General features: G+C 53.3%; 13 protein-coding genes, 1 tRNA gene and 1 pseudogene. 4 read left to right on the top strand and 11 right to left on the bottom strand.

Translation table 11 applies throughout. The features are described 5' to 3' along the window. Window positions 1–9: 9 nt before the first annotated feature. Window positions 10–864 (top strand): YihY/virulence factor BrkB family protein, encoded by an 855-nt coding sequence (locus tag QFZ34_RS10120; RefSeq protein ID WP_115055466.1) that lies wholly within the window; start codon window positions 10–12, stop codon window positions 862–864. On the opposite strand, the gene QFZ34_RS10115 is transcribed toward QFZ34_RS10120, so the two are convergent. Then, window positions 831–1,718, bottom strand: coding sequence for a DMT family transporter (locus QFZ34_RS10115; protein WP_115055575.1), 888 nt, complete (start codon window positions 1,716–1,718; stop codon window positions 831–833). The genes QFZ34_RS10120 and QFZ34_RS10115 overlap by 34 nt on opposite strands. Before the next feature lie 65 nt (window positions 1,719–1,783). Then, window positions 1,784–2,641 (bottom strand): tRNA glutamyl-Q(34) synthetase GluQRS, encoded by an 858-nt coding sequence (gene gluQRS / locus QFZ34_RS10110; protein WP_307280318.1) that lies wholly within the window; start codon window positions 2,639–2,641, stop codon window positions 1,784–1,786. Window positions 2,642–2,715: 74 nt separating this feature from the next. Here gluQRS and QFZ34_RS10105 point away from each other — a divergent pair. Continuing rightward, a pseudogene (locus tag QFZ34_RS10105) lies at window positions 2,716–3,361 on the top strand (DNA-3-methyladenine glycosylase family protein). 108 nt (window positions 3,362–3,469) lie between these two features. Further along, a complete protein-coding gene (locus QFZ34_RS10100; protein ID WP_008127884.1) occupies window positions 3,470–4,027 on the top strand; it encodes an HNH endonuclease in 558 nt (185 codons plus the stop codon). A gap of 158 nt (window positions 4,028–4,185) precedes the next feature. Here QFZ34_RS10100 and QFZ34_RS10095 read toward each other — a convergent pair whose 3' ends face one another. Further along, the gene (locus QFZ34_RS10095; protein ID WP_115055461.1) at window positions 4,186–4,683 is read right to left on the bottom strand and encodes a disulfide bond formation protein B; all 498 of its coding nucleotides are present in this window, start codon (window positions 4,681–4,683) and stop codon (window positions 4,186–4,188) included. 30 nt (window positions 4,684–4,713) lie between these two features. Further along, a complete protein-coding gene (locus QFZ34_RS10090; protein ID WP_115055459.1) occupies window positions 4,714–5,304 on the bottom strand; it encodes a YqaA family protein in 591 nt (196 codons plus the stop codon). Window positions 5,305–5,558: 254 nt separating this feature from the next. Between QFZ34_RS10090 and QFZ34_RS10085 the strand changes: the two genes are divergently transcribed. Beyond that, window positions 5,559–5,643 (top strand) — tRNA-Leu (locus QFZ34_RS10085). 33 nt (window positions 5,644–5,676) lie between these two features. On the opposite strand, the gene QFZ34_RS10080 is transcribed toward QFZ34_RS10085, so the two are convergent. The 7 genes from QFZ34_RS10080 to QFZ34_RS10050 all read right to left on the bottom strand — a co-directional run bounded on the left by QFZ34_RS10080 (window position 5,677) and on the right by QFZ34_RS10050 (window position 9,466). After that, window positions 5,677–6,813, bottom strand: coding sequence for a tyrosine-type recombinase/integrase (locus tag QFZ34_RS10080; RefSeq protein WP_307280311.1), 1,137 nt, complete (start codon window positions 6,811–6,813; stop codon window positions 5,677–5,679). Beyond that, the gene (locus QFZ34_RS10075) at window positions 6,810–7,067 is read right to left on the bottom strand and encodes a hypothetical protein (protein ID WP_307280308.1); all 258 of its coding nucleotides are present in this window, start codon (window positions 7,065–7,067) and stop codon (window positions 6,810–6,812) included. Before QFZ34_RS10075 ends, QFZ34_RS10080 begins: the two co-directional genes overlap by 4 nt. Then, on the bottom strand, window positions 7,064–7,480 hold the full coding sequence (locus QFZ34_RS10070; protein WP_307280306.1) for a hypothetical protein: 417 nt from the start codon (window positions 7,478–7,480) through the stop codon (window positions 7,064–7,066). The genes QFZ34_RS10075 and QFZ34_RS10070 overlap by 4 nt, the downstream gene beginning before the upstream one ends. Further along, entirely contained in the window at window positions 7,470–7,751 is a 282-nt protein-coding gene (locus tag QFZ34_RS23370) for a DUF3850 domain-containing protein (RefSeq protein WP_370878734.1), read from the bottom strand. Before QFZ34_RS23370 ends, QFZ34_RS10070 begins: the two co-directional genes overlap by 11 nt. Continuing rightward, window positions 7,752–8,339 carry a hypothetical protein gene (locus QFZ34_RS10060; protein WP_307280300.1) on the bottom strand — a complete coding sequence of 196 codons (588 nt, stop codon included), beginning with the start codon at window positions 8,337–8,339 and terminating at the stop codon, window positions 7,752–7,754. Further along, window positions 8,336–8,746 (bottom strand): hypothetical protein, encoded by a 411-nt coding sequence (locus tag QFZ34_RS10055; protein ID WP_307280298.1) that lies wholly within the window; start codon window positions 8,744–8,746, stop codon window positions 8,336–8,338. The genes QFZ34_RS10060 and QFZ34_RS10055 overlap by 4 nt, the downstream gene beginning before the upstream one ends. 396 nt (window positions 8,747–9,142) lie before the next feature. Then, on the bottom strand, window positions 9,143–9,466 hold the full coding sequence (locus QFZ34_RS10050) for a hypothetical protein (protein ID WP_307280295.1): 324 nt from the start codon (window positions 9,464–9,466) through the stop codon (window positions 9,143–9,145). Between the last annotated feature and the right edge of the window lie 57 nt (window positions 9,467–9,523).

Below are 9,523 nucleotides of genomic sequence, written 5' to 3'. Positions count from 1 at the left end.
CCTGCATTGATGCGTAAACTATATGGTTTTCTTCGGCGTATTCTTGGTGACGCTCTGGGGCATTTCAGCACGGATGATGGATGGGCACTGGCGAGCCATGTTGCGCTGTCAGGAATCATGGCGCTTTTTCCGTTTCTGATTTTTGCCACGGCATTGGCGAGTTTTCTCGGAGCAAGTGCTTTTACCGAGACGGCAGTGCATGTCGTATTCGACACCTGGCCGGAGGTGATCGCCAACCCAATCAAGCAGGAAGTGAGCAATGTTCTCAATGTGCAGCGCGGCGGGTTGTTGACAATCAGCGTGATTGCCGCTGCCTACTTTGCATCCAATGGTATTGAAGCTTTGCGGGTCGCGCTCAACCGGGCTTATCGTGTGGTGGATACGCGCTCGATCATTTATTGCCGTCTGCAAAGTCTTGGCTATGTGATCATCGCGACCATCGGCATCATGGCGATCAGCTTTCTGCTGGTGCTTGCCCCGCTGGCGATGCGGATTGCTTCGAAATGGTATCCTGAAATTTATCTTCTATCGGGAACGATCAGTTTCTGGCGCTATTGCATTGCATCGGCCGTGCTCATCATCGGCCTTCTTGTGGTTCATCTCTGGCTGCCAGCAGGGCACAGGCGTTTTGTGGATATTCTGCCCGGCATTCTGCTTACACTGATTGCCTGGACTATTGGGGCCACGATCTTTGCCAGCTATCTGGAGACATTTGCGTCTTATATCTCGACCTATGCGGGACTTGCTTCGATTATGGCCGCTATTGTTTTCCTTTATATAATCGCAGCCATCTTCATTATCGGAGCTGAAATAAACGCTGCGATTATTATCTATCGCGAGGGAAGGGTGGCGCGGCGGCTTTGACCTGCGGTCGAAAGCGCAACGCCCAACGTGGCAATGGCCATGCCAACCAGCTGAAATAACGTCAATGTCTCCCCGAAAAGGACATAGGCCATCAGGGCCGTGACGCCGGGCACGAGATAAAACAGCGACGCGACTTTCGAGACTGCGCCTTGGTTGATCAGGATCATCAGCAGCAGGACCGCGCCGATGGAAAGAACGACGACCAGCCAGAACATGGCGAATACCAGTGAGCCTGACCAGATGATTTCATGAGTCTCGAACAACAATGTCATGATTGCCATGACCACCATCGCACCCAGATATTGCAAGGTTGTTCCTGCCTTTAAATCAATCTGGCCAACAAAGCGTTTCTGCCAGACGGTGCCGACGCTGATGGCAATGACCGAAAAGATCGAAGCGCCGACAGTTGCCGGGGTAATACCATCGGCAGAAATCGAAAGCTTGGGCCAAAGCACCATGGCGACACCGATGAAGCCGACACCCAGTCCCGCCCAGTGGCGCGGCTGTATTTTTTCGCCAAGCGTTACACCCGCAATCAGCGCAGTGATCAGGGGTTGCAGGCCGACGACCAATGCAGACATGCCAGCGGGCAAGCCCTTGTGAATGGCCCAGAACACAGCTCCGAGATAAGCGCCATGGATCAGGCAGCCGGCGATGATTGCGTGCATCGCTCCGCGCCTATCGGGCCAATTATTGCCCGCCAGAATAACCCATACGCCTAATATTGCGCCTGCAATGGCAAAGCGTGCCATGAGAAACAGAAACGGTTCCATATAGGGCATCGCGTAGCGCGCGCCGATAAAGCCGGTAGCCCACAGAAGAACGAACAGGGCTGGAAGGAAGCGTACGGACATTGGGGGTACAGCCGGATCATTGAAGGAGACAACTGACTTATACCCGCAAAGTGAGACGCGATAGATCATAAACCGATCAAATCACATATCTCCTGACGTGTTATCCCTCGCTCACGCAAAGATCGCAGGGACGTATCCCTGCGGCTTTTCGATAATTTGTTGCCGTCATTATCCAGAACGAGCCTATGATGGTGGTAGAGCGGCGGTTCAATGCCGAAGAGGTGTTGAAGCAGGCGGTGAACGCTGGTGGCGTGATAGAGATCCTTGCCACGAACCACATGCGTAATGCCTTGCAAAGCATCATCAATGACGACGGAGAGATGATAACTGGTGGGCATATCGCGTCGGGCGATGATGACGTCGCCCCAGTCCTGAGGCCGGGCATTGACCTTGTGTTCACGCGAACCAAATTCATGCCAGATCAGTTGCGTTCCTGCCACCTCAAGAGCGCGGTCCATGTTCAAGCGCCAAGCATAAGGGTCTCCCCTTGCCATGCGTGTTTGCTGTTCGCGCTTTGAAAGCAGGCGTTCAATCGGAGGGTAGAATGGCGCGCCGTCCGGATCGCGCGGCCAATCATCCATGTTGGAACGCTCGATCTCCCGCTTGATACCACTGCGGCTAAGAAATGCCGGATAGACAAGTTCCATTTTGACGAGGCGATCCAGAGCTTCCTGATAGATTGGAAAATGTTCTGACTGGCGGCGAACAGGCTGTTCCCAATTCAGGCCAATCCATTCCAAATCATCCAGCATTGAATGCTCAAGTTCGGGTGTACAGCGTTCGCGATCTATATCCTCCATGCGGAGCAGCATCCGACCACCCATATTCTGTGCCATCCGTTGATTCAGAAGAGCGGAATAGGCATGGCCGAGATGAAGGCAGCCATTGGGACTGGGTGCGAATCTGAAAACCGGAACTGTCATGCGCGCTGGACATTCTTGGCGTTGTTCACACTCATTGATACGGTGTTTGCCGGATCATGCAAGGATGAAGACATATGCGCAGAATTGATACACTCGACGATATTGCCGAAGGCCTTGCGGACCTGTTGCGCGCTCATCCCGAACTGGCGGTGATTGCAGAGAAGGCTGGACCGTTGCCTTTGCGTCGCTCCGCGCCGGGTTTTGAAAGCCTGGCATCGGTCATCGTTTCCCAGCAGGTGTCCAAGGCGAGCGCCCGATTCTATATGGAAACGCCTCATTGGCGTTATCGACCCGCTGACGCCGGAAAACTATCTGACAGGAGGCGAGGAAGCGTGGCGAATCGCGGGTCTTTCCCGCGCCAAGCAGGCGACGCTCGCCCGGATAAGCCAATCGATCGTCGCCAGCGAACTCGACCTGTTCGACCTTTGTGAGCGGCCCATCGAAGAGGCGATGCAGGTGATGACGAACGTCAAGGGGATTGGCCCATGGACCGCCGAGGTCTATCTGCTTTTTTCAGCCGGTCATGCGGATGTCTTTCCCGCAGGGGATGTCGCGCTTCAACATGCCTATGCGCATGCATATGGCGAATCAGTGCGGCCGGATTCGAAAACATTGAAGATTTTTGCCGAGCGCTGGTCGCCTTGGCGGGGTGTGGCTGCCAGACTTTTCTGGGCTTACTACGCCGCAACCCGTGGCCGTGATGCTACACCCGTCGCATGAAGTTGAAATAACGGTGCTTTTTCTGCTGCCGCGCAGCAATTCGCTTCACATTCCTGTCACGTCAAGCTTACAATATGAAGGCCTGATGGTTGGATTGGAGTTGATTCCTTGACAATAGCCGTCTCGCCGGACGGACTGCCGGCTCTGGTACTTAATGCGGACTATCGTCCGCTCAGTTATTATCCCTTGTCGCTTTGGTCCTGGCAGGACGCGATCAAGGCGGTTTTTCTTGACCGTGTGAATATCGTGGCCGAATACGAGCATGAAGTCTCGTCGCCTTCATTCGCGATGCGTTTGCCAAGTGTCGTTTCGCTGAAAAGCTATATCAAGCCGTCGCGCAACCCGGCCTTTACGCGGTTTAATGTTTTCCTGCGCGATCGCTTCGAATGCCAATATTGCGGTTCGGAAGAAGATCTGACATTCGACCATGTCATTCCCCGTTGCGCCGGTGGCGAAACAGTTTGGGAAAATGTTGTCGCTGCCTGTTCGCCCTGTAATCTACGCAAGGGAGGCCTTATGCCGGATCGCGCCAAGATGTGGCCGAGGCAAAAGCCTTACCCGCCGACAGTTCACGATCTGCATAATAATGGCCGCATGTTCCCGCCAAACCATCTGCATGAAAGCTGGATGGATTATCTTTATTGGGATGTCGAGCTGGAGCCGTAGAAACCTCCTGCCAATCCACCCCGATGGCCATCTGTTGCAATTTTCTGCGCTTCCGTTGCTCACGAACCCGAGAGTTCACTGCGCTACGGTTCTCAAAAATCACATCACCTGACTCATCGGGATGAATTTTCAGAAGGTTTCTGCGTTGTGGATTAGATTTAGGATTTCGCTGCGCCGCGAAATGCTACGATCATCAGAACCAAGCTTGCAATGGCATTCCAGCCAGCAAAGGACAGGCCGAGAACGCGCAGAGCAGCGGTATCGCATGCAGGCGGGCGAACAGAATTCATATCGCTTAGAAGGCTGCCTGCGTCCGTTGTGATCGACATTGCCACCGCCGTGCAATCAGTTGGGCCCGCCCAGAATTTCCACTCCACGCCCGCATGAAATATTGCAAGACCAAGGCCAATGAGCATGAGCAGGCCGCCCAGAGCCAGAAGCAATCGCGTCAGACCTGCGGGCCATTTCAGGGATGATGAAGCAACCGCCAGCACCATCAGGGGGATGCCCGCATAATAGGGATAGCGCTGCTCAAGGCATAGCTTGCAGGGGAGATAGCCGCCAATATGTTGAAAACCCAATGCCGAGCCGACTGTGACAATCATGGCCAGCAGCAGAAAAAGTGCGGTCTTCAAATGGGGTTTGGTATTGATCATGACGGCGCTGGTCCTCTTGAATTGACGCAACTACAGATGAAGATAATGGAACACGGCGTAGAGCAGAATCAGGATGAGTGCCGCTGCACCGGCAATGAGTCCGAGGCGTTTTTCGATAAAATCGCGGATCGGTTCGCCGTAACGGCGCAAAAGCCATGCGAGAAAGAAGAAGCGCGCACCGCGTGCGATAATTGCCGAGACGATGAACAGCCAGATGTTGATACCCGCCGCGCCTGAAAGAATGGTGACTATCTTGATGGGAGGCAGGTGAGCAAGTCCCGATGTTACAAGCAGGAGCAGGATCGCGTCAGCGCTGGTGGAGCCGCGCATGGCCTCAAAGGCATCAAGCTTGCCATACATTTCAAGTATCGGCTTGGCGAGGGTTTCATAAGCATAAAAGCCCAGCATCCAGCCGGCTATTCCGCCAAGCACAGAGGCAATAGTGGCAACCAGCGCATAGCGATAGGCCCGTTCGGGACGGGCAAGGGCCATCGGCAGATAAAGCACGTCTGCGGGAACGAGGAAAACAGAGCTTTCGACAAAGGCAATGACCGCAAGCCATGCTTCAGCCGACTTGCGCGCGGCCAGTGACATTGTCCAATCATACAGTCTGCGCAGCATTATCGGTTCCCGCCTGGAGTAAATATGCAAGGTCTCTTAGAGCAAACATTCGCCAAATGGAATCGGGACGATCAATTTTCGCAACCTCGCTGGCAGGTATTCTTGCACCCGCCTCTAGCTTTGACCGCGGGCAGGGGCAACACACGAGTGTGTTATCCGCGATAAAAGCTTTTATTGCTGTTGACCGAAGGTGCCCTCTGCATGTATTTGGCTGTCACGGAGTTGAGTTCGCTCATCTCCGACGCTTTTTGGCGGCCCCTTTGGCGGAATTGGTAGACGCGCCTGACTCAAAATCAGGTTCCGCAAGGAGTGCTGGTTCGATTCCGGCAAGGGGCACCAAGGCTTTTCTCAGCTATTGATTTCATTGCATTTTTAAGCGGTTTTTGTCCCACTTTCTTCAACCGGCAAATCGGTGGGACTTTTTTCGTCCTGTTTTTGTTCCGGTAGCAGCTTGTGCATTGCCTTGCCTGCAAGCTTCCGACGGTTCGCAGATTTCGTGTAAAGCGTTGTCTGCTGTTTTGTCGTCCATCCGAAAATTGCCATCAACTCTTCATCGGTCGCGCCATTGTTCGCGGCGATGGTTGCTCCTGCTTTTCGCAGGCCGTGGGTTGAACATTGCGGCAATCCGGCTTGGTCGCACCAATCCCGCATCTTGTTCCCCAGACTGTTTACTGTGAATGGCGCATTCCACTCACTGACAAGAAATGTCAGATCGCCGCATGGGCTGGCATCTATCGTCTTTTGCAGGATGGGGAGGATAGGAACCTCTACCACTACCTTGCTCGACTTGCCGGTTTTCTTCGGTCTGATTACAAGCCAACCATTTTGAATGTGCTGCTTACCAGCTATGGCAAGATCACTCAGGCGTAGGCCGGTGAACATCGCGAGGTGCAGCATCAGACGCGCCTTGGTGCCAACGGGATGGCGTTCCTCGTATTGCTTAACTTCTTCTTCGGTCCAAGCGTGGAAGCCGTCACCTGAATCCAGTTTTTTGATTTTCGTAGCAGGATTGACGGTGGCTACCGCTGCCTCGACTGCCCATCCGAACATTGCTGAAATGCTTTTCACTATTTCATTTTGAGCGCCGGGCGTGTCCCGCAGCGTGTCCCTCAACTCAATCACATGCTTGCGCGTCATCATCCGGAAATCCAGATCCCCGCGCCTATGGCCGGCAGCCGTCGTGCTGTTGCTTATCTCATCAAATATGCGTCTACGCCGTCCAAGCAGTGTACCATTCACCTGGCTCTTGACGCGGCTGCAATACTGCTCGACCAGCCATTGGAAGGTGTGTTCTTTGGTAATGCGCTTCTGCTCGGTCTTTACCGCCGTTGTTTCGTTGTACGGTACGCCAAGGCGGGCGCATGCAAGCTCTTTTTCAAATTCCGGTGTGTCTGGCTTTTCAGTCAGTCTGACTTTTGGCTGGCCTTTTACACGAAAATACAACCGCACATTGTTATGGCGGTCGCGGTCAGCCACCACGCCCTTGGGGAGATTGTTTTTCTTGCTCATCCCCAAGGATTGTCTAAGCCCGATTGGAGGTCAAGGTCGCCTTCGCGGTGTGGAAGGGCACGAAATGCCTCTGCAACTTCCATTACATCCCAGATCAACCGGCCTTGAACCATTCGTGGTTGGGGCATTTTCCCAGCCATTACGAGCTTATCGAAGTGAGATTCGCTGATATCAATCAGGGCGGCCGCCTTTACTCGACTGACTCCGAACGGTGGAAGTGATGATGGCAAGACTTCATTGCGTTGGGTTTTCATGGCGAATTATCCCCGCTATTCACAGGCGATGTCTCACCCCCTCCTATAGCGCTGGCGAAGAGAGCGGTCTTGGGATCGAAACTATCCTCATCACCTGGTCGGCATGGATTGTGCTGAACCTTATAGCCAAGCGCTTTCATCCTTGGAATGTCACTGTCAATAACACCTATGAAGCCGGGAAGTCTGCCGTGGCCGCAACAGCATCCAGTCGTGGTAATACTGTGCTTGTTCCATAGTTCTGTAATCTCCAAAGCCAGACAAACGTCTATGCAAATGCCTCGCCCATCTTTGCGGGCCAAGTGTGGAGGCGGCACAAGCTCAACCTGACCAGTGTATTCACCACATTCAGGATACCCGCAAATATGCCCGTCCGCCTTCTCGATCAGCGCCCTGTGTGACTGGTTATTGGTCATGGGTGGTGTCCACTTCTCCAAGGCCAAGAATGCAATACTGGGGTTCAATGCCGAATTGACCGCCTTGCAAAAGGTAAGTGATACGTTTGCGGACTACCTTGTGGCCTGTATCCTCGCACATTCCAAGACTGGTATGCGTCCATCGTATAAGCTCAAGGACATCTCCGGTCTGGAAGGCTCGGTCATTCAATCGAATCTCGAAGGTCTTTGTTCCAGCCTTTACAGCGTCAAAGTAGGTATCTAGGGTTTTCAGCTTGTGTACAGTTACCATCTACTTACCCTCCCTAGCATCGCGGGCACGGCGGAGGTCGTAGTAAACCTGCCCTACCTCAGAACCGGCAGATGGGGTTGCTGTAGTGTCATCCGCGATCCAAGTTCGATAGAGAGAAAGAATAAGTTTCTCGGCTGGCTCCAGCGCACCCTCAAGCACCGCTACCCGCTCTGAGAGGAGCTTGTTTGAGGCTTCGGCGGCCTCTAACTCAAGAACGCGTTCTGGAACACAAACGGCTTTCCATCTATCGCGGCTGGCTTTCCACGTATCTCGATTTGCCTCCAACTCCTTGACGCGCCTCTCCGCCCGATCACGCTCAAGCGTCATTTCCGTATAGGATTTGAGTGTATGGGTTAGGTTTTCATCGCAACTTATCAAGCGGGCTTCAAAGCCATCCCGTTCCGCCGTCAAGCGGCTGATGGCGGCGGCGACTTGGTCCAGTCGAACAAGAGGTATTAGCTTTTCCCGCTTTAAGTTGTCTGCTTCGGGGTTCGTCGTCCAGAATTGATATGGTGTTTCAGGACGATTAAAAGCCCAAGCTACCGGCTCTAGCTCAACCTCCGGCGTAGGGTTGTTGGGGGCGGTCATGGCTTGGCCTCCGTTTTCAGTGCGGCGCGACCGGCATGGGCGAGGGCTGTGGAAAGTATAGCCTGCCACCTATCGATGTCGGCACGATTGTCACATGACCAAGGATCAAAATCGCCTTCGAATTCCTCATACTCGCCAGTTGCTACGGTGATCATTTCTTTAATTACCGTTTGTGCAGTCTGTCCCGGCCAGATATCTGAATGCCAGTTTTTATCGGTGTCCGGATCTTGTAGATTCGTAAAGAGGGCAGGAGAGGCACGAATGGTTTTCACATGCCTCCCAACAGCCATCACTGACAATCCCAAAGCCTCAGCACATTCAACATTCGTCGCGCAAAGATGGGTTTTGAAATAATTCAGAACTGCGGACAAATTATCCTGCCCCACGGCTATTTGCTTATGGTTCATGGCCGTTCCTTTCCATGCCAGATGCCGTACGCAACCCATTCATCATAGCCAGTGCGAAGGCCTATTGATCCAGGACCGTAAGCATACCAACGTTCAATCTGATATTGAGCCCACGCCGAACGAAGCTGGCGTATCACGGGCAGTCGCTTCCATAATGTGGCTCTAGGCATAGTCCAGCCGCACAACTCCCCATCACGAAGCCATTTCTCGAAATCGGTCATTTTCAGCAACTCCCATCGCATGGACGCCAGCCGCAAGTATTGCATTCAACAGGGCTGTAACCGCATCCTTCAAGTGCATTGCCGCCCTCATCAACATGAGCGCCCTGACAATCTTCGCATATCGGAAATTTCTCTAAGGCTTCCCGCGTGCCTTCCCAGATTGCACAACAGCACATTATTTGCGGCCCTCCGATTTCAGGGCGGCGAGGGCGGTCAGAGCATCATCCAGAGATTGAGCATCCAATGCAGCCAAAGTTGACAGACTGAAATCGCCCTTCGTCCAATCGTCTATGAACTCTTTTGCGGCCCAAGCCACTTTCATCAAGGCTTCACGCTCTTTCTCCCAACCCGCAGTAACTGGTTGATGGGCGAGGGTGGTGCCCATTTGCTCACGTATGCCGTCGAGTTGTTCAGGTCGAACAAGCGGATAGGCGCGTTGAAGTAAATATTCGAAAGTTGCTCGCGGGGTTGTCACAGTGTCTTGTTTATCGACCATCATATTTACCCGCTTGTTTGCATTCTCGGATGCAACCGATGATGCCTATGACAATCAGAA

This window comes from Phyllobacterium ifriqiyense (assembly GCF_030817885.1).
Taxonomy (GTDB): Bacteria; Pseudomonadota; Alphaproteobacteria; order Rhizobiales; family Rhizobiaceae; genus Phyllobacterium; species Phyllobacterium ifriqiyense.
This window is presented reverse-complemented; position numbering and strand designations above follow the sequence as displayed.

Bases quoted from the DNA above. Each gene is read 5' to 3' on its own strand.
- QFZ34_RS10055 (WP_307280298.1), bottom strand. From the start codon at position 8,746: ATGAACCATAAGCAAATAGCCGTGGGGCAGGATAATTTGTCCGCAGTT.
- QFZ34_RS10075 (WP_307280308.1), bottom strand. From the start codon at position 7,067: ATGAAAACCCAACGCAATGAAGTCTTGCCATCATCACTTCCACCGTTC.
- gluQRS (WP_307280318.1), bottom strand. From the start codon at position 2,641: ATGACAGTTCCGGTTTTCAGATTCGCACCCAGTCCCAATGGCTGCCTT.
- QFZ34_RS10115 (WP_115055575.1), bottom strand. From the start codon at position 1,718: ATGTCCGTACGCTTCCTTCCAGCCCTGTTCGTTCTTCTGTGGGCTACC.
- QFZ34_RS10095 (WP_115055461.1), bottom strand. From the start codon at position 4,683: ATGATCAATACCAAACCCCATTTGAAGACCGCACTTTTTCTGCTGCTG.
- QFZ34_RS10120 (WP_115055466.1), top strand. From the start codon at position 10: ATGCGTAAACTATATGGTTTTCTTCGGCGTATTCTTGGTGACGCTCTG.
- QFZ34_RS10050 (WP_307280295.1), bottom strand. From the start codon at position 9,466: ATGATGGTCGATAAACAAGACACTGTGACAACCCCGCGAGCAACTTTC.
- QFZ34_RS10070 (WP_307280306.1), bottom strand. From the start codon at position 7,480: ATGACCAATAACCAGTCACACAGGGCGCTGATCGAGAAGGCGGACGGG.
- QFZ34_RS23370 (WP_370878734.1), bottom strand. From the start codon at position 7,751: ATGGTAACTGTACACAAGCTGAAAACCCTAGATACCTACTTTGACGCT.
- QFZ34_RS10060 (WP_307280300.1), bottom strand. From the start codon at position 8,339: ATGACCGCCCCCAACAACCCTACGCCGGAGGTTGAGCTAGAGCCGGTA.
- QFZ34_RS10090 (WP_115055459.1), bottom strand. From the start codon at position 5,304: ATGCTGCGCAGACTGTATGATTGGACAATGTCACTGGCCGCGCGCAAG.
- QFZ34_RS10080 (WP_307280311.1), bottom strand. From the start codon at position 6,813: ATGAGCAAGAAAAACAATCTCCCCAAGGGCGTGGTGGCTGACCGCGAC.